Origin of the sequence: Salmonella sp. SA14318 (assembly GCF_029866905.1) — a bacterium.
GTDB lineage: Bacteria > Pseudomonadota > Gammaproteobacteria > Enterobacterales > Enterobacteriaceae > Salmonella > Salmonella enterica.
Window position 1 is genome coordinate 3,120,934 of the sequence record NZ_CP123282.1, and the last position, 21,415, is coordinate 3,142,348.

Here is a 21,415-nt window from a genome sequence, read left to right on the forward strand (position 1 = left end):
CGGCGTCGCTAATAATTATTTTCGCGGCGATATTATATTTTATGGAGAATATAAAAAACATATAATTAACATTTAAGAAACAATCCGTTATTTCACAGCACGATATGCATAATCGCCGACTAATTATTTTTCAAATGATCGTTTTTTGTTGATCTGGTTCACAGATTGCTGGCGCTTCCTGGATAAAATATCCATGCTTTCAATAAATCAATGAAAGGACCTCAAAATGGAAAATAATAATCGTTTTATGCCCCATATAAGGCGGACAACGCATATTATGATGTTTGCCCACCGTAATAGTTTCGACTTTCATTTCTTTAATGCCCGGTAGTTTTTCTGCTACGGGTACTTCAGCATACAGGTCTTTCCGACCCTTATGTCATTCAGGTCTATTGCCTAAATAACTCGAATTGTTAAAAGCGACAGTACGGTAATTCCTTTACGCCCAGCCAGCTAACTATGTGGTTTGACAGAAGAAATTCCGACTCAGCGCAATTTTAGTTATCGCGGTTTCTGCCTGTATATCGTAGTACTCAACTCCTTAAATCCTGAATTTCCTGCAACCGGACGGGTTGGGATTTATTACATCTAAAATAAAGCTAATTTACTGATTTTTTTATCAGCGGGATAGCTTTGATTTTTTCCGGAAGAATCAGTTTCTCATGCGAGAAATTGAGGGCCTGCTATTACCTGAAATAAAGAGATGAAAAATGTCAGAATTAAAAATTGCCGTTAGCCGTCATTGCCCGGATTGTTTTTCTACACACCGTAATATTGTAAATGTTGATGAGAGTCGTTTCATCGACGTGGCTGCCATCGTGTTATCCATCGACGACATTGAACACGGAAAACTCGATGAAATCGACGCAACGGGTTACGGTATTCCCGTGTTTGTCGCGACTCATGACGAAGGGCGCGTACCGCCTGAGTATTTGCCGCGTATCTCTGGTGTATTCGAATATAATGAATCCCGTACTGCCTTCTATGGTCGCCAGTTGGAAACCGCGGCAAGCCACTACGAAACGCAGTTACGTCCGCCGTTTTTCCGCGCGCTGGTGGATTATGTCAACCAGGGCAACAGCGCATTTGACTGCCCGGGGCATCAGGGCGGCGAATTCTTCCGCCGTCATCCTGCCGGTAATCAGTTCGTGGAATACTTTGGCGAAACGCTCTTCCGCTCCGACCTATGCAACGCGGACGTGGCGATGGGCGATCTGCTGATTCACGAAGGCGCGCCTTGCATTGCGCAGCAACATGCGGCGAAAGTCTTTAACGCCGATAAGACCTACTTTGTGCTGAACGGGACCTCCTCCTCTAACAAAGTCGTACTCAACGCGCTGTTAACGCCGGGCGATCTGGTACTGTTTGACCGTAACAACCACAAATCTAACCACCACGGCGCATTATTGCAGGCGGGCGCAACGCCAGTTTATCTGGAAACCGCGCGTAACCCGTATGGTTTTATCGGCGGGATCGACGCTCACTGCTTCGAAGAAGATTACCTGCGCGAGCTGATTAGCGAAGTCGCGCCGCAGCGCGCCCGCGAAGCACGTCCATTCCGTCTGGCCGTCATCCAGTTAGGCACCTACGACGGTACCATTTATAACGCCCGTCAGGTCGTCGATAAAATTGGTCATCTGTGCGACTACATCCTGTTTGACTCCGCCTGGGTCGGCTATGAACAATTTATTCCGATGATGGCCGATTGTTCGCCGCTGCTGCTGGAACTGAACGAAAACGATCCGGGTATTCTGGTGACGCAGTCCGTTCATAAACAACAAGCCGGTTTCTCCCAGACCTCGCAGATCCATAAAAAAGATAGCCATATCAAAGGGCAATCGCGCTACGTTCCGCATAAGCGCATGAACAACGCCTTTATGATGCACGCCTCCACCAGCCCGTTCTATCCGCTGTTCGCCGCGCTGGACGTTAACGCCAAAATGCACGAAGGCGTCAGCGGTCGCAATATGTGGATGGATTGCGTGGTTAACGGCATCGATGCCCGTAAATTGATCCTCGAAAACTGTCATCACATCCGTCCGTTCGTACCGGAACTGATTGATGGTAAGCCGTGGCAGTCATACCCGACGTCAGAGATCGCCAGCGATCTGCGCTTCTTCCACTTCGTTCCGGGAGAACACTGGCATGCGTTTGAAGGCTATGCCGAACATCAGTACTTTGTCGACCCTTGCAAACTGCTGCTCACCACACCGGGCATTAATGCAGCGAGCGGCGAATATGAAGACTTTGGCGTTCCTGCCACGATCCTCGCCAACTTCCTGCGCGAGAACGGCGTTGTGCCGGAAAAATGTGACCTCAACTCCATTCTGTTCCTGCTGACGCCGGCAGAAGACATGGCGAAGTTACAACAGCTTGTCGCCCTGCTGGCTCGTTTCGAAAAACTGCTGGAAGCTGATGCGCCGTTAGCGGAAGTATTACCGTCCATCTACAAACAGCATGAAGCGCGTTATGCCGGCTACACCCTGCGTCAGCTTTGCCAGGAGATGCACGATCTCTATGCGCGGCACAACGTGAAACAGCTGCAAAAAGAGATGTTCCGTAAATCGCATTTCCCGAAAGTCAGTATGAATCCGCAAGAGGCCAACTATGCCTATCTGCGCGGCGAGGTCGAACTGGTTCGCCTGCCGGAAGCGGAAGGTCGTATCGCGGCTGAAGGCGCTCTGCCTTACCCGCCGGGAGTGCTGTGTGTAGTTCCGGGTGAAATCTGGGGCGGTTCTGTCCTGCGTTACTTCAGCGCCCTGGAAGAAGGGATCAACCTGCTGCCGGGCTTTGCGCCTGAACTGCAGGGCGTTTATATCGAAGAACACGACGGCCGTAAGCAGGTCTGGTGCTACGTCATTAAACCTCGTGACGCACAGCGCTCCCTGCTGAAGGAGGAAAAATTATGAGTAAACCTAAATCCAATAAAATGGGTGTCGTGCAGCTCACAATTCTGACTATGGTCAACATGATGGGCTCCGGGATCATCATGCTACCGACCAAACTGTCTGAAGTCGGCACGATATCCATTATCTCCTGGCTGGTGACCGCCGTCGGCTCGATGGCGCTGGCCTGGGCGTTTGCGAAATGCGGTATGTTTAGCCGTAAATCCGGCGGCATGGGCGGTTACGCCGAATATGCCTTCGGTAAATCCGGCAACTTTATGGCGAACTATACCTACGGCGTCTCGCTGCTGATCGCCAACGTGGCTATCGCCATCTCCGCTGTCGGCTATGGCACAGAGCTGTTCGGCGCCGCGCTGACGCCGCTCCAGATCGGCCTGGCGACTATCGCCGTATTGTGGGTTTGTACCATCGCAAACTTTGGCGGCGCGCGTATTACCGGACAGATCAGTAGCGTTACCGTTTGGGGCGTCATCATTCCGGTTGTCGGCCTGTGCATCATTGGCTGGTTCTGGTTTAGCCCCAGCATGTACGTAGCGTCATGGAACCCGCACCATGTTCCGTTCTTTAGCGCGGTCGGTTCTTCCATCGCCATGACGTTGTGGGCATTTCTTGGACTGGAATCCGCCTGCGCCAACGCAGACGTGGTCGAGAATCCGGAAAAGAACGTCCCCATCGCGGTACTGGGCGGTACGCTGGGCGCGGCGGTCATCTATATCGTTTCGACTAACGTGATTGCCGGGATTGTGCCGAACATGGATCTGGCGAACTCCACGGCGCCGTTTGGTCTGGCGTTTGCACAGATGTTCACGCCTGCGGTAGGTAAAGTGATCATGGCGCTGATGGTAATGTCCTGCTGCGGCTCGCTGCTGGGCTGGCAGTTCACTATCGCTCAGGTCTTTAAATCCTCCGCTGACGAAGGCTATTTCCCGAAAGTCTTCTCTCGTGTAACGAAAGTCGACGCGCCGGTTCAGGGGATGTTGATTATTGTGATTATTCAGACTGGCCTGTCGCTGATGACCATTAGCCCGTCGCTGAATAGTCAGTTTAACGTCCTGGTTAACCTGGCGGTGGTGACGAACATTATTCCGTATATTCTGTCGATGGCCGCGCTGGTTATCATTCAGAAAATGGCGAATGTGCCGTCATCAAAAGCGAAAGTCGCTAACTTCGTGGCCTTCGTTGGCGCCATGTATAGCTTCTACGCGCTATATTCCTCCGGTGAAGAAGCCATGCTGTACGGCTCAATTGTGACCTTCCTCGGCTGGACGTTATACGGCCTGGTCTCACCGCGTTTTGAATTGAAAAATAAACACGGCTGATGGCGCGCCCGGGCTGCGGTAACGGTAGTCCGGGCATTTTCACTCTTTGAATAAGATAATAGAAATGAGTAATCCAGAACGGGAAGTCACTGATATAGCAGAAATACTGGCTATTCTCAGTAAACACGAAGTGTGTCGGATAGGGTTTAACGACAATCTCTGTCCGTATGTTGTCCCCGTAAATTTTGGCTACGAGTATCAGAACGGACGCTGGATATTTTATTTTCACGGCGCACGCACCGGGAAAAAGATGCGTCTGTTACGTAAGAACCCGGCAGTATGCATTGAAATGGACGGCGACCATGCATTACTACGTGCCGATGACCCCTGTGATTATAGCTACGCCTACACCAGCGTTTTCGCCACCGGACTGGCATCGATATTGCAAACGCGCGAGGAGATGCGCCACGGCCTGGACGTCATTATGCGCCAGACCGATCCGGGAAAAACCTTCAGTTATCGGGAAGATATGATGAAAGCGGTTTGCGTGGTGCGTATTGAATGCGACGCCCTCACCTGCCGCCGACATCTGGCGACTCAGAGCGAATAAGTCAGATATCACAAGCGCCTTATCCGGCCTGGAGGCGGTTTACAGGCCTGATAAGCGCAGCGCCGTTAATACAAAAAAGGAGCCGTAAGGCTCCTTTTTCTTCCATATCGCCCATCAGGCGTTTTTCAATACTTCGCTAACGATTTCAACGGCTTCTTTCTCAATCTGCTTGCGATGCTCTTCCCCCAGGAAGCTTTCGCAATAGATCTTGTAAGCGTCTTCCGTACCGGATGGACGCGCGGCGAACCAGCCGTTGTCGGTCATTACCTTCAGGCCGCCAATCGATGCGCCATTACCCGGCGCTGCGGTAAGACGCGCGGTGATCGGGTCGCCTGCCAGCGTGCTGGCGCTGACCATTTCCGGAGACAGTTTAGACAATGCCGCTTTCTGGGCCGAGGTCGCTGCCGCCTGCAGACGGTTATAGCTCGGGGCGCCAAAACGCGCTGCCAGTTCATTGTAATGCTCTTGCGGGTTTTTCCCGGTAACGGCGGTGATTTCCGCCGCCAGCAGGCACATGATGATCCCGTCTTTATCGGTAGACCACGGCGTACCGTCGAAACGCAGGAACGAAGCGCCCGCGCTCTCTTCCCCGCCGAAACCAAAGCTGCCGTCGAACAAACCGTCAACAAACCATTTGAAGCCTACCGGCACTTCCACCAGCTTGCGTCCCAAGTCATTCACCACGCGGTCAATCATCGCGGAAGAGACCAGCGTTTTACCGACAGCCACGTCTTTGCCCCACAGCGGACGATGCTGGAACAGATAGTTAATGGCGACCGCCAGATAATGGTTCGGGTTCATCAGCCCTGCAGGCGTCACGATGCCATGACGGTCGTAGTCCGGGTCGTTAGCGAAGGCCAGGTCAAACTTGTCACGCAGCGCCAGTAAACCCGCCATCGCACATTCGGAGGAACAATCCATACGGATCGCGCCGTCTTTATCAAGGTGCATAAAGCGGAAGGTTTGATCAACCTGATCGTTAACTAACGTCAGGTTAAGCTTGTAATGCTCAGCGATACGTTTCCAGTATTCAATACCGGAGCCGCCCAGCGGATCGACACCCAGCGTCAGACCGGCTTTCTGAATCGCCGCCATATCAACGATATCCGCCAGCCCTTCGACAAACGGCTGTACCAGATCTACCGCTTTAACGTGGCCCGAGGCCATTGCCGCATCCAGAGAGATGCGCTTAACGCCTTGCAGGCCATCCGCCAGCAGCGCATTGGCACGATCTTCTACCACTTTAGTGACGTTGGTGTCCGCCGGGCCGCCATTGGGCGGATTATATTTAATACCGCCATCTTCCGGCGGGTTGTGCGACGGCGTAATGACAATACCATCTGCCAGCGGGCCGCCTTTTTTGTTATGGACCAGGATAGCATTTGACACGGCAGGCGTTGGCGTGAAGCCATTATTTTCCTGCACGATAACGTCTACGCCGTTTGCCGCCAGCACTTCCAGCACGGAAATGAAGGCCGGTTCCGAGAGCGCATGGGTGTCTTTCCCCACATAGCAGGGGCCGGTAATGCCATTTTTCGCCCGCTCTTCAGCAATCGCCTGGGCGATCGCCAGAATATGCGGTTCGTTGAAACTGTGACGACCTGCGCTGCCGCGATGGCCGGAAGTGCCAAATTTCACGGCATGTTCTGCATTCCCTGCCTCCGGTTTCAGTACATAATACTGCGCCGTCAGTTGGGCGACGTTAATCAAATCACTCTGTTGCGCGGGTTGTCCTGCGCGGTTGTGGATTGCCATTGCCTGGTCCTTCTAATGCAAGGATTAAATTGTTCCGCAAACCTTTTCAATCAATTCCGCCGGGAATTGCATTGACTGCATGATGTGTTCGATCATGCTGCATTTACGGCCGGTGTTGGTGTTGGTGATCACCCAGTACGGCGTGCCGGGAACGTGCTTAGGTTTAGTTTGATTCCCATTTTTCAGCAGCGTTTGTTCATCCGCCGCAAAATAGACGCGCGTGCGGCCATGCAACGACTCCGTCGCCTCCGCAAACGCGTGGTGATCCAGTGAATAGAGTGTAGTCAGAATCAGCATAAAGCGGTTAACCGCTTTTTTCTGCTCGGCATATTCGTCAGACAACAACAGCTCACGCATCGCGCGAACTTTGTCTTTTACCGGGTTAACCGGTTTCGCTTCGGCAACGGGTTGCGCCGCAGGCGTCCCCTTCACCGCTGAAGCCGTTGGCTGTGTCGTGGCGGAAAACTTCAACATACGCCGTAAAATGTCGGATGCGCTCTCGCCGATATGCTTGGTGTGGCTGGCAATATAGCTATAGAGTTCATCATCAACTTCAATCGTTTTCATCTTAATCCAGTGCGATGTCTTTGCTGAATACAAGTCATTGGGATTATAGGAACAAATCCCAACAGCGGATAGCGTTAAGCCCGGCTGACAAAAAAACTCGGAGTAAACCTTAGAGGTTGCAGCCCAGTGGCAGAATGGTCAACATAATACCCTAACCCGACAGAGCGAAAAAAAGAACTTTGCCATGAAATTAAACATCCGAGCGCAATCTGCACAAAACCTGCACAATAATTCCCCCATCGTTCTCGTTCATGGTCTGTTTGGCAGCCTGGACAACCTCGGCGTACTGGCGCGCGATCTGGTGACCGATCACGACATTATTCAGGTCGATATGCGCAATCATGGTTTATCGCCGCGCGATCCGGTCATGGATTATCCGGCAATGGCCCAGGATCTTCTGGATACGCTTGACGCGCAGCAGATTGAAAAAGCGACGTTTATTGGTCATTCCATGGGCGGAAAAGCGGTAATGGCGCTGACGGCGCTGGCGCCCGATCGCATCGATCGTCTGGTCGCGATTGATATCGCCCCCGTGGATTATCATGTTCGCCGCCACGATCGCATTTTCGCGGCCATTAACGCCGTCAGCGAATCCGACGCGACATCCCGCCAACAGGCGGCAGGGATTATGCGCCAACACCTCAACGAAGAAGGCGTGATCCAGTTTCTGTTAAAATCCTGGGCTGAAGGCGAATGGCGTTTTAATGTTCCGGTATTATGGGAGCAGTATCCGCATATCGTCGGCTGGGAAACCATTCCGCCCTGGGAACATCCGGCGCTGTTTATTCCAGGCGGTAACTCGCCGTACGTGACCGAAGCGTACCGCGACGCGCTGCTGGCGCAATTCCCTTTGGCGCGCGCGCATGTGATCGCCGGCGCGGGCCACTGGGTACATGCCGAAAAACCAGAGGCGGTTCTGCGCGCCATCCGCCGTTATCTGCACGATAAACGCTAACTGATTAAAAACTCATCGCCTGTGCGCGATTACGCGCGCGGGCGTTGGCGTCGCTTCCTCGCTGATGTATGATGGCGCGCTATCCATCCGGGCATAAGCCTGGCTGATTGTTTCCCCCGAAGTCACCAAAATCATGGCCAAAGAACAAACGGACCGTACGACATTAGATCTGTTCGCGCACGAGCGTCGCCCGGGACGACCTAAAACGAATCCGCTTTCGCGCGATGAACAGTTACGCATCAACAAGCGCAACCAGTTAAAACGCGACAAAGTTCGTGGCCTCAAGCGTGTCGAATTAAAACTCAACGCACAAGCGGTTGACGCGCTGAATGAGCTGGCCGAAGCGCGCAACATTAGCCGCAGCGAGCTCATTGAAGAAATATTAATGAAGCAGCTTATGGCGCTGCGCGGCCAGGGTTTAGTCTGAAAATAAGTTTTGTTTCATATTTCGTGTAGCAGAGCGTGCAGTCCCGCGTGATTGCTGTTTCCGCATATCTGCCTGTTCTGCTATGATTGCCCTTATCCGTGGGCAATTCGCCACCACCATTTCAATAAGTTTCAAGAGGTTATTTTACTCATGGCAATCACTGGCATCTTTTTCGGCAGCGACACCGGTAATACCGAAAATATCGCAAAAATGATTCAAAAACAGCTTGGTAAAGACGTTGCCGATGTGCATGACATTGCAAAAAGCAGTAAAGAAGACCTGGAAGGGTATGACATTCTGCTGCTGGGCATCCCAACCTGGTACTATGGCGAAGCGCAATGTGACTGGGATGACTTCTTCCCGACTCTCGAAGAGATTGACTTTAACGGTAAGCTGGTGGCGCTATTTGGCTGTGGCGATCAGGAAGACTACGCGGAATACTTCTGTGATGCGCTGGGCACGATTCGCGACATTATTGAGCCGCGCGGCGCCACGATTGTGGGTCACTGGCCAACTGCAGGCTATCATTTTGAAGCCTCTAAAGGTCTGGCTGACGACGATCATTTTGTCGGTCTGGCGATTGACGAAGACCGTCAGCCTGAACTGACCGCCGAGCGTGTTGAAAAATGGGTTAAGCAAGTTTCGGCTGAATTGCACCTCGACGACATCCTCAACGCCTAATCTTATGCGGCGCAGCGTTATATCTGCGCCGCATCAATAGACAAGACCAATCAAAATAATTGCTACAAATTTGTAACTTTCGCACCCATCCCTGTACAATGTCCGGGTGTAATCAGGTGGCGCCAAAATTTGCAGGCAAAACCACAGTTTTATTAATATCTGCGAGAGACTTGCGGTTTTCATTTCGGCATGGCAGTCCTATAATGATACGCATTATCTTGAGTGCAATTTCTGTCACTTCTCTAATGAAGTGAATCGTTTAGCAACAGGACAGATTCCGCATGACTGACAACAATACCGCATTAAAGAAGGCTGGCCTGAAAGTAACGCTTCCTCGTTTAAAAATTCTGGAAGTTCTTCAGGAACCAGATAACCATCACGTCAGTGCGGAAGATTTATACAAACGCCTGATCGACATGGGTGAAGAAATCGGTCTGGCAACCGTATACCGTGTGCTGAACCAGTTTGACGATGCCGGTATCGTGACCCGCCATAATTTTGAAGGCGGTAAATCCGTTTTTGAACTGACGCAACAGCATCATCACGACCATCTTATCTGCCTTGACTGCGGAAAAGTGATTGAATTTAGTGATGACTCTATTGAAGCGCGCCAGCGTGAAATTGCGGCGAAACACGGTATTCGTTTAACTAATCACAGCCTCTATCTTTACGGCCACTGCGCTGAAGGCGACTGCCGCGAAGACGAGCACGCGCACGATGACGCGACTAAATAAGTGTAAATCTTTCGAAGAGCCAACCGCCCGGTTGGCTTTTTTATATCCTCCCCTTTCCTGCCGCTTGATGTTGATTTAATGTAAAAAACGCTATCGCATCTCAGGAGAGCAGGAATGGAGCTTCGCCAGTTACGCTATTTCGTGCGTATTATTGAAACCGGCAGTATGGGCAGCGCCGCACAGGATCTTGATATTGGCGTTTCAGCATTAAGTCAACAGATGTCCCGTCTGGAAAACGAGCTTGCCATCCGTCTGCTGCAGCGCACTTCGCGCGGCGTAACGCCAACCAACGCCGGGCTGGCCTTTTATTCACAGGCGCAACTCGCCCTGCGTCATGCCGACGACGCAATTCTCGCCGCCAGAGAAGCGCGCCTTTCCGGTCATGTGAGCGTAGGAATGGCTCCCAGTACCGCCTCCATACTGGGTATACCGTTTATCCATGCCATGCAGGAAAACTATGCCGATGTCCGACTGCATGTGGTGGAAAGCTTGTCCGGTAATCTGGAAAGAATGATCAATACCCGCCAGATTGATTTAGCCGTTGTCTTTCAAAAAGATAAAATCCTGCGCTGGAGCGCCAGACCGATCCTTGAAGAACAGCTTTTTCTGATTGGCTCCCATGCCCTGCTGGCGGCGCTTCCTGATAACCCGATCACACCTGAACAACTGGCAGGCATTCCGCTCATTATGCCAAGCCAGGGACATGGGCTGCGCGGCAGGCTGGACGCTGTCTGCCAGGAACATGCGCTTAACGTTGAAATCGTCGCGGAAATTGACGGCCTGGCGTTGTTGATGCGCGCCGTGCGCGACGGTCTTGGCGCCACGTTGCAGCCCGGCGCGGCGATTTCTCATCTGGATAACGACGCGCTACGCGTGATCGGCGTCCATAATCCGGTACTCAGCCGCCCCAATTTTTTAGTCAGCCTGTCGGATGATGAACTGACGCCCGCCGGCCTTGCCGCCAGAGTAGTCCTTACCAAAATTATGCGTCAGTTAGTCGACGCCGGTGAATGGCCAGGCGCAACCCTTTACGCTTACTAAACCCCTGTTTAGCGCTACCTGATAGCGCGCCGCTTATTTATCCGTATACATTTCAATTACAAATTTAACAAATAGTTAAATGGTACGGGAGTATAAGATGGTTGATGTACTGGTGATAGGCGGAGGCAATGCCGCATTATGCGCCGCCCTGACCGCACGGGAAGCGGGCGCATCGGTTCTGCTGCTGGAGGCTGCCCCGCGAGAATGGCGCGGCGGAAATTCTCAGCACACACGAAACCTGCGCTGTATGCATGATGCGCCGCAGGATGTGCTGGTAGAAAGCTATCCTGAAGAGGAATTCTGGCAGGATCTGTGGCGAGTCACCGACGGCAACACCAACGAGGCGCTGGCGCGGCTGGTCATTCGCACCTCTTCGCAATGCCGCGACTGGATGCGCAAACATGGCGTTAACTTTCAACCGCCGCTATCTGGGGCGCTCCACGTTGCGCGCACCAATGCGTTTTTTATGGGCGGCGGGAAAGCGCTCGTCAATGCCTATTACCGTAGCGCCGAACGGCTGGGCGTACAGATTCGCTATAACACGCCGGTTCACGCGCTTGAACTTCATGACGGCGAATTCGTGGCAGCGCTGGCAGGTAGCGAACGTATTACCGCCAAAGCCTGCGTATTAGCGGCTGGCGGTTTCGAATCAAACCGTGAATGGCTGCGGGAGGCCTGGGGAGAAAACGCCCGCGGCGAATGGCCCGCGGATAATTTTCTGATTCGCGGCACGCGTTTTAACCAGGGCGTATTACTCAAATTTATGATGGATGCCGGCGCGGATATCATTGGCGATCCGTCCCAGTCGCACTGCGTAGCGATTGATGCCAGGGCGCCGCTGTACGACGGCGGTATTTGTACTCGCGTGGATTGCGTATCGCTGGGTATTGTCGTGAATCGCGACGCCGAACGTTTTTATGATGAAGGCGAAGATTTCTGGCCGAAGCGTTACGCCATTTGGGGGCGGCTGGTGGCTCAACAGCCAGGACAAATTGGCTATTCGATTATTGACAGTAAAGCCATCGGCCACTTTATGCCGCCGGTTTTTCCTGGCGCGCAGGCCAATACGCTGGCTGAACTGGCCTGCCAGTTGGGGCTGGACGCGGAAAAATTTACCCATACCGTCACGCAGTATAACCAGGCCTGCCAACCCGGTCATTTTGATCATACCTTGCTTGATGACTGCGCCACCAAAAACCTGACGCCGACGAAAACCCACTGGGCGCGCCCGCTTGATGCGCCGCCCTACTACGGTTATGCGCTGCGACCCGGCATCACGTTTACCTACCTGGGTCTGAAAGTCAATGAACGTGCCGCGGTGCATTTTGCCGGTCATCCAAGCCGCAACCTATTTGTTGCTGGCGAGATGATGGCAGGAAATGTTCTGGGCAAGGGGTATACCGCAGGCGTAGGCATGTCTATCGGCACAACCTTTGGCCGCATTGCGGGAATAGAAGCCGCCCGCGCGGCGCACAAGGAGGCGCAGCATGAAACAGCTTGAAAAATTAATCATTGAGGCCACCGTGCTTACCGAACCGGAAGCCGAGGTCGAACGCGTTATGCAAGTGTGTAACGCGTGTCGCTACTGCGAAGGTTTTTGCGCGGTATTTCCGGCGATGACCCAGCGGCTCGAATTCGGTAAAGCCGATATTCATTATCTGGCGAATTTATGTCATAACTGTGGCGCCTGCCTGCACGCGTGCCAGTACGCGCCGCCCCATGAATTTGCCATTAACGTGCCGAAAGCGATGGCGCAAGCCCGCCTGGAGACGTATCAACAGTATGCCCAGCCCGCCGCTTTTGGCGCGTTATACCGCCGGGCGGGGATCACCGTCGCGCTGGCGCTGATAGTCGGTCTGACGCTCTTTTTATTACTGGCGATGGCGCTGAAAGGGTCGCTGATTCATCCGCCGCTGGCCGGTGACTTCTATCAAATTTTTCCGCATAGCCTGCTGGCATGGATGTTTGGCTCAGTTTTTGTGCTGGCAATCGGTTTGCTTATGGCGGGCGTAATCCGCTTCTGGCGTGAGATCTCGCCGGGCGTACCGCGTTCGGTGGAGATTGCCGAAGCGTCGCACAATGCGTTAACGCTGAAATATCTCGACGGCGGTCACGGCAAAGGCTGTAACGAAGCGGACGATGCATTCACGCTGCTGCGCCGTCGCTTTCATCACTTTACCTTCTACGGTTTTATGCTCTGTTTTGCCGCCACGGTCGTGGCGACGGGCTATCACTACGTCGCCGGTTGGGAAGCGCCCTACCCGTTCTTTAGCCTGCCGGTCATGCTCGGCACGCTGGGCGGTATCGGTCTGCTTATCGGCCCGGCCGGGCTACTGTGGCTCAATCTGCGGCGGTCGCCGTTACATGGCGATGCGCGCCAGAAACCCATGGATCGCGGCTTTATTCTGCTGCTGTTCTTAACCAGCCTTACCGGGCTGGCGCTGCTGGCAGGCAGAGACACCAGCGGAATGGGCATACTGCTGGCGCTCCATTTAGGCGTGGTGATGGCGCTCTTTCTTACCCTTCCCTACGGAAAATTCGCCCACGGATTTTTCCGCTGCGCGGCCTTACTCAAATGGGCAGTTGAGAAGCGACGCGGAAAACATGCGGGGGATACAGGCAACTGACCCGCAACATCTTACCCATAAAACAATAAAGACAGTGGAGAGCAAACCCTATGGCACAACACACACCTGCAACATCGCGCGCCGGCACGTTCGGCGCAATACTGCGCGTGACAAGCGGCAATTTTCTTGAACAGTTTGATTTTTTCTTGTTCGGATTTTACGCCACCTATATCGCCAGAACGTTTTTTCCGGCGGAAAGCGAATTTGCCTCATTAATGTTGACCTTTGCCGTCTTTGGCTCCGGTTTTTTAATGCGCCCCGTCGGCGCGATTGTGCTTGGCGCCTATATTGACAGAATCGGACGCCGTAAAGGGCTGATGGTGACGCTGGCGATTATGGGCTGCGGTACGTTGCTCATCGCCCTCGTCCCCGGCTACCAAACGATCGGCCTGGCAGCGCCTGCGTTGGTGCTGTTGGGCCGGTTATTACAAGGATTTTCTGCGGGCGTTGAGTTAGGCGGCGTCTCAGTCTATCTGTCCGAAATCGCAACGCCAGGCAATAAAGGGTTTTATACCAGCTGGCAATCTGCCAGTCAGCAGGTCGCGATCGTTGTCGCCGCGTTGATTGGTTATAGCCTGAATATCACGCTGGGACACGACGCGATATCGGAGTGGGGCTGGCGAATTCCGTTCTTTATCGGCTGTATGATCATTCCGCTGATTTTTGTTTTACGTCGTTCATTACAAGAAACAGAAGCGTTTTTACAACGCAAGCATCGCCCCGACACCAGGGAAATTTTTGCAACTATCGCCAAAAACTGGCGCATTATTACGGCCGGAACGCTGCTGGTGGCGATGACCACCACAACGTTTTATTTTATCACCGTTTATACGCCGACCTATGGCAGAACCGTGCTTAATCTCAGCGCGCGGGACAGTTTGATCGTCACCATGTTAGTGGGGGTGTCCAATTTTATCTGGTTACCCATTGGCGGCGCGATTTCCGACCGGATTGGCCGTCGCGCCGTGTTAATGGGCATTACGTTGCTGGCGCTAATCACCACCTGGCCCGTCATGCAGTGGCTGACCGCCGCGCCCGACTTTACCCGCATGACGCTGGTACTGCTGTGGTTCTCTTTCTTTTTTGGCATGTATAACGGCGCAATGGTCGCGGCGTTAACCGAAGTGATGCCAGTCTATGTGCGTACCGTTGGTTTCTCGCTGGCCTTTAGCCTGGCGACGGCGATTTTTGGCGGCCTGACGCCGGCCATCTCTACCGCGCTGGTAAAGTTAACCGGCGATAAAAGCTCGCCCGGCTGGTGGCTGATGTGCGCGGCGTTATGTGGACTTGCCGCGACGGCGATGCTGTTTGTACGTCTGAGTCGCGGCTATATCGCAGCAGAAAATAAAGCCTGAAAAAACCACGGGCGGAAAACATTCGCCCGTGGGTGGCAAGGCAGGGTTTTATTGCACGTTATTATGACTGCGAATCTCCTGCCAGACCTTATCGCAGTCAGCCTTGACCGCCTGATCGTTACCCGTGCGCGTCGCCTGAATGCACTGCTGATAGTCCAGTACCCGCACGCTTTCTTCGTTAGCAAATTGCTGATGTTTGCGCTCTTTTTTAAGGACATTCAGTACGCTTTGGCAGGCCTCTATCTTCTCAGGCGAGCCCTGTGCGGTATTGATACAGGCGCTGTACGCCTCTTTCAGCCGGCTATCTTCTTCCGGCGCGGGTGATGACGCGCAGGCCGTCAAACCGGCGGTCATGCTGGCGATGAGTAAAATTTTTTTCATAGGTCGTTCCTCAACAGCGCGGCAGACCGGCAGCCTGCCGCATCTGACATCAGAAAATAGTGAATGGCGCAATAACGATAAATTTCACGTCACGTTCATCCTGGAAGATGTTGCCGTAACCACCGCCCCAGCTTGGAATATTGGAGTGGTTGTCATATTCGGTGAAGTGCAGTTTGAACATGGTGCCTTTGGCACGCCCCTCCTGCAGGGTATAGACCGCATCCAGACTGTATGAGGACTCTTCGATAGTGCGGTTTTTGTCGTAGTAAGCATCCGGGTTACTTTGCCAGGTTGCCGGTTTAGCATCCCAGGCGTAAACGTAAGACGCGCCCACAGCCCAGCCCGGCAGATTCCAGTTTTTCAGGTCATACATCGCGCCGAAGAAAACCGCCTTTTCACCGTTAGCGTTAAAGTCGGAGCGGTTATCCCACCAGATATCCAGACGACCGTTTGAAGAGGCGTAGGTTGGCGTCATACGTTGCAGAAAATAGCCCTGCTGACCGTCCGCTTTCACCCAGGTGCCTTCCAGACGCAGGTCAACCACTTCCGCGACTTTGTAGCCGAAGGTCAACGCCTGCAGCCAGGCCGTACCGTCGTAAATATCATTCACGCTGCGATCGTCTACTTTGTCGCGCGCGCCGTAGAACTGGTAACTGGTGGTGAACGGATTGCCGCCTAAATCAAATTTATAGCTGGCCTTCGCGAAATATTGATCGACATAGCCTTCGGACTGACCAAACGCCGCTTCCAGCACCAGATCATTTTTGAAGTCGTACTTCGCGCCGATGGAGTGGAGGTAGTCCACATTGGTTTTTTTATCCGCCTGATAAAACTTATCCATTTCGGTATGCCACGGCGCTTTATATTCGTTAGTCCACATGTAGGAAAAACTTAACGCGCCCGCATCGCCATAGTCAAAACTGGCGCCAGCTTCCGCACCCTGATAGGTACCCGGCATAAAACTCCAGTGCGGCGCTAACAGCGTCTGACCGGTAGGCTGAATATAACCGGCGCGCGCCCAGACCGGGCCATATTTAAATTTCGCTGCGGCTTTATAAAGACTGATACCGCTCTTATCGCCGGAATAGTCTTCGTCGTAGCCTTTATTCTTTTTCGAGAAAGCAATTTCGTTTGGATGACCGCTGTCGCCGTTTTCTGCCATTTCAATCGCGGTAAACGCCGCGATATCCAGACCGAACATATCCGCAGCGTAACCAGACTGAAAATCCAGGTTAGCGTTCCAGGTCGCATGAGAAAGGTTAGTTTTATATTTGTCGCCGTCGGTCACATCTTTGCGATCGCGTTCACGCTGCCAATAATAGATGCCGCCCGTTAACGTGGAGTCGTCGAAAAAGCCGGAGGCTTGCGCCTGCGGAACAACGATCCACCCCGACATTGCTGTGATACCGGCGATAGCCAGAGCCAGCGTACTACGTTTGCCACTAAACGTACGCATAAGTTAATCCTCTTTGACGTATAAATTGCTGCCGACAAAAGCGAACAGCGAAAAAATAAAAATAAAAAGTAGCGCTGAGAAACCTCATTTACTACGTTAAATAGACTATTTTTCGCGATGCGAATTATCAATCTCTTTCTGTAACCAGTATGTAATAATATGAGCAACCGCACATATTTAATTGCTTTCTGTTACATTCAACTGCTGGTGAGGGAAGCAGACCGCCAGAAAGAAAATTGACTTGTTTTCCATAGGCATGAAAATAATTGTCTCCTGTTGACCTGACGCTTATAACATTTAGATTAATAATCATTTATCAGATCAATAATTTTCAGAAAATAATTAATTCGCCTCGCAAAAAAGAGAATCGACTTAGAGCCTATCCCACCAGGCGTTATTGGCGCAGCCAGTTTGGACACGGACAGCGCGCAAAAACCGGAGCGTACACGTAGTACGTGAGGTTTGACTCGCTACGCTCGCCCTTCGGGCCGCCGCTAGCGGCGTTCAAAACGCTAACGCGTTTTGGCGAGCACTGCCCAGGTCCAAAATGGCAAGTAAAATAGCCCTAATGGGATAGGCTCTTGGAAATGCAGAGAAAAAACGCCGCAAAACGCGGCGTTGACAAGGTATTTTTACAGCATTCGCCTGTTGGCGCAGTGCTTATTCGCCCGCTTTCGCCCAGGTATCACGCAGGCCCACGGTGCGGTTAAAGACCAGCTTATCGGCCGTTGCATAGCGGCTGTCGAGGCAGAAGTAGCCTTCACGTTCAAACTGGAAAGCTTTCCCTGCTACCGCCGCTTTCAGCGACGGCTCGCCATACCCCTGCTTAATCACTAATGATTCGGGGTTGATAACGGACAGGAAGTCCTCCGCGGCGCCCGGATTCGGCACGCTGAACAGACGGTCGTAGAGACGAATTTCAATCGGCAGCGCATGTGCTGCGCTAACCCAGTGGATTACGCCTTTCACTTTACGCCCGTCAGCCGGATCTTTACTCAGCGTATCGGCATCATAGGTACAGAAGATGGTGGTGATATTCCCTTCGGCATCCTTCTCTACGCGCTCCGCTTTAATGACGTAGGCATTACGCAGACGCACTTCTTTGCCCATCACCAGACGCTTGTACTGCTTGTTCGCTTCTTCGCGGAAATCTGCGCGATCGATCCAGATCTCACCGCTAAACGGCACTTCACGGCTGCCCATCTCCGGTTTATTCGGATGGTTAGGCATGGTAACCATTTCGCTCTCACCCTGCGGGTAGTTTTCGATAACCAGTTTTACCGGATCGATTACCGCCATTGCGCGCGGCGCGTTTTCGTTCAGATCTTCGCGAATGCAGGATTCCAGCGACGCCATCTCAATGGTGTTGTCCTGCTTGGTGACGCCGATGCGTTTGCAGAACTCCCGAATGGAGGCCGCGGTATAGCCGCGACGGCGCAGACCGGAAATAGTCGGCATACGCGGATCATCCCAGCCTTCGACGTGTTTGTCGGTCACCAGCAGATTCAGCTTACGCTTGGACATCACGGTGTATTCCAGATTCAGGCGCGAGAATTCGTACTGGCGCGGGTGAACCGGAATGGTGATGTTGTCCAGTACCCAGTCGTACAGACGACGGTTGTCCTGGAACTCCAGCGTACACAGAGAATGAGTAATACCTTCCAGCGCATCGCTGATGCAGTGAGTAAAGTCGTACATCGGGTAGATGCACCACTTGTTGCCGGTCTGATGATGCTCGGCGAATTTAATGCGATACAGCACCGGATCGCGCATCACGATAAACGGCGACGCCATGTCGATTTTGGCGCGCAGACAGGCTTTACCCTCTTCAAAACCGCCGGTACGCATTTTTTCAAATAGCGCGAGGTTTTCTTCGACGCTGCGATCGCGGAACGGGCTGTTTTTACCCGGCGCGGTCAGCGTACCGCGGTATTCGCGGATCTGCTCCGGCGTCAGCTCATCAACGTAGGCCAGGCCTTTATTGATCAGCTCGACCGCATAGGCGTGCAGTTGGTCAAAGTAATCGGAGGAGTAGCGAATATCGCCAGACCAGTGAAAGCCTAACCACTCGACGTCGTTTTTGATCGAATCAACGTACTCGATATCTTCTTTTACCGGGTTGGTGTCATCGAAACGCAGGTTGCACTGGCCCTGATAATCTTGCGCGATGCCAAAGTTCAGGCAGATAGATTTCGCGTGGCCGATGTGCAGATAGCCATTCGGCTCCGGCGGAAAACGGGTATGGACAGTGGTATGTTTACCACTCGCCAGATCTTCATCAATAATCTGACGAATAAAGTTAGTCGGGCGGGCTTCAGCCTCACTCATCGTGGATTCCTCAAAGCGTAAACAACGTATAACGGCATATGATCTTATAAGCCGGACAGACTGACAACCTTTAGTTACTTAAAAAGTGGCTTTGCAGAAAATATTGGGGCTAATTGCGGTAAAAAAAAGCGGCGAAGGTTTCCCTCTGCCGCTTATGTTTTCTGTGATATCGCCGGATGACGTCTTACGCCTTATCCGGCCAGGAAGCGATTATTTGCTCTTGATCTCGTACAGTGGCGTTTGACCCGCTACCACGTGACCATCCGCTTTGATGACCAGAGCGCTGAAGTCATCGCTGTTGCTGCAAACAACCGGGCTTATCATCGAACGCGCATTGGCATTCAGGAAGTCCAGATCCAGTTCCAGAACCGGCTGACCCGCCGTGACTTCCGCACCCTCTTCAACCAGACGCTTGAAGCCCTGACCGTTCAGCGCGACGGTATCGATACCCATATGGACAACGATCTCCGCGCCTTTTTCGGTTTCCAGACAGAACGCGTGGTTAGTGTTGAAGATTTTCACGATAGTACCCGCCGCCGGAGAAACCACGGTTTTATCGGTGGGTTTCACCGCCACGCCGTCGCCGACCGCTTTGCTGGCGAACGCTTCATCCGGTACCTGATCCAGCGCCACTACCTCACCGGTAATCGGAGAGACCAGTTCAGCGATAGTCACCGCATTCGGCACCGCCTGGGGTTTGGCCGCCGGAGCAGGTGTCGCAACGTGAGCCGCATCAGCAGACGCTGCCGCGACCGGCCCCCGCGCCACCACTTTCTTCATTTCATCGCCAATCGATTCCGCTTTCGCGCCGACAATAACCTGAATGGTCTGTTTGTTCAGTTTCACCACGCCGGAAGCGCCGAGGCGTTTGCAGGCCGCATCGTTGACGCGAGCAGAGTCGTTTACGGTCAGGCGCAGACGGGTAATACACGCATCGATCGCTTTCAGGTTGTCCGTACCGCCAACCGCAGCAATATAGCTGGTCGCCAGTTGCGTTAACCCTTCTTCGGTGTTGCTGTTGGCTTCTTCCGTTACCATCTCATCAACTTTATCTTCGCGGCCCGGCGTTTTCAGGTTAAACATACGAATAACCGCGCTGAACAGCAGGAAGTAGATGATAAAGAATACAACGCCCATCACCAGCAACATCCAGACGTTATTGCTGGCCGCTGGCAGGTTATACATCAGAACATAGTCGATCGCGCCTGCCGAGAAAGAGAAGCCCGCATGGATACCCAGCAACGTCGCGACAAACAGGCTGATACCGGTCAAAATGGCGTGCAGGAGGTACAGCAGCGGCGCCAGGAACATAAACAGGAATTCCAGCGGCTCGGTTACGCCGGTCAGAAACGCGGTGATCGCGACAGACAGCAGCATACCGCCCACCATCGGACGACGTTCTTTCGGCGCGGCGAAATACATCGCCAGAGCGGCGCCCGGCAGACCAAACATCATGATCGGGAAGAAGCCGGACATAAACATCCCCGCCGTGCCGTCGCCAGCATAGAAGCGGTTGATGTCGCCGTGGAATACAGTGCCTGCGGCATTGGTGAATTCACCAATCTGGAACCAGGCGATGGTGTTCAGTACCTGATGCAGGCCGGTGGGGATCAGCAGACGGTTGATGAAGCCAAAGATACCGGAACCCAGCGCGCCTGCGGAAACGATCCATTCACCGCCCGCATGGATGCCATGCTGTACCGGCGGCCAGACGTAACCGAAAATAGCGGCCAGCACCAGACAGAAAAAGCCCGTTGCGATCGGCACAAAACGTTTTCCACCGAAGAAACTGAGAAAATCAGGCAGTTTGATACCAGACCAGCGATTATAAACCGCGCCGCCGACCAGACCGGTAATAATCCCCGCCAGCACGCCCATGTTGATTTCCGGGTTAATCGTCACCATCGCTTTGGTCATGACGAAGTAACCCACGGCTCCCGCCAGCGCTGCCGCGCCCGCGCTATCTTTAGACCAACTGGAGGCCACGCCGATAGCGAAAACCAGCGCCAGGTTATCGAAAATAGACCCGCCCGCTTGCGCGATAAACGGCATATTCAGCAAATCTGGTTGGCCGAATCGCAGCAACAACGCTGCCACCGGCAACACGGCGATAGGGAGCTGCAACGCCCTACCCAGCCGCTGGAAAAAACCTAAAATATTCATCTTATTCCCCCTACGAGACGCCGATATGGCTTCTTTGAAGCCGTTTTTTATTGTGCTGCAAACGTTAAAAACGTGATGTTCTGTAATCGAACGGTGAGATCATCTTCTGCAGAGTGTGTGGAAAATTAATTCGCCTCGCAAATTAAACGGGTGTTTTTTGTGATTATAAT

18 protein-coding genes and 1 pseudogene are annotated in these 21,415 nt (G+C 53.0%); 13 read left to right on the forward strand and 6 right to left on the reverse strand.

All coding sequences use genetic code 11. From position 1 onward, the window contains the following. Positions 1–226 precede the first annotated feature (226 nt). From speFL to QEN32_RS15040, 4 genes are all read left to right on the forward strand, one after another. Positions 227–331, forward strand: a complete 105-nt coding sequence (gene speFL, locus QEN32_RS15025; protein WP_015632840.1) for a leader peptide SpeFL — start codon at positions 227–229, stop codon at positions 329–331. Positions 332–710: 379 nt separating this feature from the next. Continuing rightward, positions 711–2,909 carry an ornithine decarboxylase SpeF gene (gene speF / locus QEN32_RS15030; RefSeq protein ID WP_001292402.1) on the forward strand — a complete coding sequence of 733 codons (2,199 nt, stop codon included), beginning with the start codon at positions 711–713 and terminating at the stop codon, positions 2,907–2,909. Beyond that, positions 2,906–4,225, forward strand: coding sequence for a putrescine-ornithine antiporter (gene potE / locus QEN32_RS15035; protein WP_000042658.1), 1,320 nt, complete (start codon positions 2,906–2,908; stop codon positions 4,223–4,225). The genes speF and potE overlap by 4 nt, the downstream gene beginning before the upstream one ends. A gap of 64 nt (positions 4,226–4,289) precedes the next feature. Further along, positions 4,290–4,775 (forward strand): pyridoxamine 5'-phosphate oxidase family protein, encoded by a 486-nt coding sequence (locus tag QEN32_RS15040; protein WP_000070053.1) that lies wholly within the window; start codon positions 4,290–4,292, stop codon positions 4,773–4,775. Positions 4,776–4,889: 114 nt separating this feature from the next. Here QEN32_RS15040 and pgm read toward each other — a convergent pair whose 3' ends face one another. After that, positions 4,890–6,530: a phosphoglucomutase (alpha-D-glucose-1,6-bisphosphate-dependent) gene (gene pgm, locus QEN32_RS15045; RefSeq protein WP_000974372.1), complete on the reverse strand. Its 1,641-nt coding sequence runs from the start codon at positions 6,528–6,530 to the stop codon at positions 4,890–4,892. A 24-nt stretch (positions 6,531–6,554) separates the two neighbouring features. Further along, positions 6,555–7,097, reverse strand: a complete 543-nt coding sequence (seqA, locus tag QEN32_RS15050) for a replication initiation negative regulator SeqA (RefSeq protein ID WP_000848395.1) — start codon at positions 7,095–7,097, stop codon at positions 6,555–6,557. Between the two features lie 184 nt (positions 7,098–7,281). Between seqA and ybfF the strand changes: the two genes are divergently transcribed. From ybfF to tcuC, 9 genes and pseudogenes are all read left to right on the forward strand, one after another. Then, complete coding sequence (ybfF, locus tag QEN32_RS15055) at positions 7,282–8,052, forward strand: esterase (protein WP_000773245.1); 771 nt, start codon at positions 7,282–7,284, stop codon at positions 8,050–8,052. Positions 8,053–8,185: 133 nt separating this feature from the next. Beyond that, entirely contained in the window at positions 8,186–8,479 is a 294-nt protein-coding gene (gene ybfE / locus QEN32_RS15060; protein ID WP_001040939.1) for a LexA regulated protein, read from the forward strand. 150 nt (positions 8,480–8,629) lie between these two features. Beyond that, on the forward strand, positions 8,630–9,160 hold the full coding sequence (gene fldA / locus QEN32_RS15065; RefSeq protein ID WP_001018621.1) for a flavodoxin FldA: 531 nt from the start codon (positions 8,630–8,632) through the stop codon (positions 9,158–9,160). Positions 9,161–9,363: 203 nt separating this feature from the next. Further along, positions 9,364–9,449, forward strand: a pseudogene (locus tag QEN32_RS15070) (ryhB-regulated fur leader peptide). Next, a complete protein-coding gene (gene fur / locus QEN32_RS15075; RefSeq protein WP_000131699.1) occupies positions 9,442–9,894 on the forward strand; it encodes a ferric iron uptake transcriptional regulator in 453 nt (150 codons plus the stop codon). Before QEN32_RS15070 ends, fur begins: the two are co-directional and overlap by 8 nt. 114 nt (positions 9,895–10,008) lie before the next feature. After that, the gene (gene tcuR, locus QEN32_RS15080; RefSeq protein ID WP_042948010.1) at positions 10,009–10,935 is read left to right on the forward strand and encodes a tricarballylate utilization LysR family transcriptional regulator TcuR; all 927 of its coding nucleotides are present in this window, start codon (positions 10,009–10,011) and stop codon (positions 10,933–10,935) included. A 97-nt stretch (positions 10,936–11,032) separates the two neighbouring features. Beyond that, positions 11,033–12,436 (forward strand): FAD-dependent tricarballylate dehydrogenase TcuA, encoded by a 1,404-nt coding sequence (gene tcuA / locus QEN32_RS15085; protein ID WP_265321913.1) that lies wholly within the window; start codon positions 11,033–11,035, stop codon positions 12,434–12,436. Further along, positions 12,423–13,562, forward strand: coding sequence for a tricarballylate utilization protein TcuB (tcuB, locus tag QEN32_RS15090; RefSeq protein ID WP_001525430.1), 1,140 nt, complete (start codon positions 12,423–12,425; stop codon positions 13,560–13,562). Before tcuA ends, tcuB begins: the two co-directional genes overlap by 14 nt. A gap of 50 nt (positions 13,563–13,612) precedes the next feature. Beyond that, positions 13,613–14,917 (forward strand): tricarballylate/proton symporter TcuC, encoded by a 1,305-nt coding sequence (gene tcuC / locus QEN32_RS15095; RefSeq protein WP_000057014.1) that lies wholly within the window; start codon positions 13,613–13,615, stop codon positions 14,915–14,917. Positions 14,918–14,965: 48 nt separating this feature from the next. Here tcuC and chiQ read toward each other — a convergent pair whose 3' ends face one another. The 4 genes from chiQ to nagE all read right to left on the reverse strand — a co-directional run bounded on the left by chiQ (position 14,966) and on the right by nagE (position 21,245). Then, the gene (chiQ, locus tag QEN32_RS15100) at positions 14,966–15,298 is read right to left on the reverse strand and encodes a ChiQ/YbfN family lipoprotein (RefSeq protein ID WP_000722260.1); all 333 of its coding nucleotides are present in this window, start codon (positions 15,296–15,298) and stop codon (positions 14,966–14,968) included. A gap of 49 nt (positions 15,299–15,347) precedes the next feature. Beyond that, positions 15,348–16,754 carry a chitoporin gene (gene chiP, locus QEN32_RS15105; RefSeq protein ID WP_001258803.1) on the reverse strand — a complete coding sequence of 469 codons (1,407 nt, stop codon included), beginning with the start codon at positions 16,752–16,754 and terminating at the stop codon, positions 15,348–15,350. A gap of 660 nt (positions 16,755–17,414) precedes the next feature. After that, complete coding sequence (glnS, locus tag QEN32_RS15110) at positions 17,415–19,082, reverse strand: glutamine--tRNA ligase (protein WP_001287181.1); 1,668 nt, start codon at positions 19,080–19,082, stop codon at positions 17,415–17,417. A 210-nt stretch (positions 19,083–19,292) separates the two neighbouring features. Next, a complete protein-coding gene (gene nagE / locus QEN32_RS15115; RefSeq protein ID WP_001023069.1) occupies positions 19,293–21,245 on the reverse strand; it encodes a PTS N-acetyl glucosamine transporter subunit IIABC in 1,953 nt (650 codons plus the stop codon). Positions 21,246–21,415: the final 170 nt, after the last annotated feature.

Bases quoted from the DNA above. Each gene is read 5' to 3' on its own strand.
- fur (WP_000131699.1), top strand. From the start codon at position 9,442: ATGACTGACAACAATACCGCATTAAAGAAGGCTGGCCTGAAAGTAACG.
- speFL (WP_015632840.1), top strand. From the start codon at position 227: ATGGAAAATAATAATCGTTTTATGCCCCATATAAGGCGGACAACGCAT.
- tcuC (WP_000057014.1), top strand. From the start codon at position 13,613: ATGGCACAACACACACCTGCAACATCGCGCGCCGGCACGTTCGGCGCA.
- chiP (WP_001258803.1), bottom strand. From the start codon at position 16,754: ATGCGTACGTTTAGTGGCAAACGTAGTACGCTGGCTCTGGCTATCGCC.
- ybfF (WP_000773245.1), top strand. From the start codon at position 7,282: ATGAAATTAAACATCCGAGCGCAATCTGCACAAAACCTGCACAATAAT.
- QEN32_RS15040 (WP_000070053.1), top strand. From the start codon at position 4,290: ATGAGTAATCCAGAACGGGAAGTCACTGATATAGCAGAAATACTGGCT.
- glnS (WP_001287181.1), bottom strand. From the start codon at position 19,082: ATGAGTGAGGCTGAAGCCCGCCCGACTAACTTTATTCGTCAGATTATT.
- tcuB (WP_001525430.1), top strand. From the start codon at position 12,423: ATGAAACAGCTTGAAAAATTAATCATTGAGGCCACCGTGCTTACCGAA.
- seqA (WP_000848395.1), bottom strand. From the start codon at position 7,097: ATGAAAACGATTGAAGTTGATGATGAACTCTATAGCTATATTGCCAGC.
- nagE (WP_001023069.1), bottom strand. From the start codon at position 21,245: ATGAATATTTTAGGTTTTTTCCAGCGGCTGGGTAGGGCGTTGCAGCTC.
- potE (WP_000042658.1), top strand. From the start codon at position 2,906: ATGAGTAAACCTAAATCCAATAAAATGGGTGTCGTGCAGCTCACAATT.
- tcuA (WP_265321913.1), top strand. From the start codon at position 11,033: ATGGTTGATGTACTGGTGATAGGCGGAGGCAATGCCGCATTATGCGCC.
- fldA (WP_001018621.1), top strand. From the start codon at position 8,630: ATGGCAATCACTGGCATCTTTTTCGGCAGCGACACCGGTAATACCGAA.
- ybfE (WP_001040939.1), top strand. From the start codon at position 8,186: ATGGCCAAAGAACAAACGGACCGTACGACATTAGATCTGTTCGCGCAC.
- pgm (WP_000974372.1), bottom strand. From the start codon at position 6,530: ATGGCAATCCACAACCGCGCAGGACAACCCGCGCAACAGAGTGATTTG.
- tcuR (WP_042948010.1), top strand. From the start codon at position 10,009: ATGGAGCTTCGCCAGTTACGCTATTTCGTGCGTATTATTGAAACCGGC.
- chiQ (WP_000722260.1), bottom strand. From the start codon at position 15,298: ATGAAAAAAATTTTACTCATCGCCAGCATGACCGCCGGTTTGACGGCC.
- speF (WP_001292402.1), top strand. From the start codon at position 711: ATGTCAGAATTAAAAATTGCCGTTAGCCGTCATTGCCCGGATTGTTTT.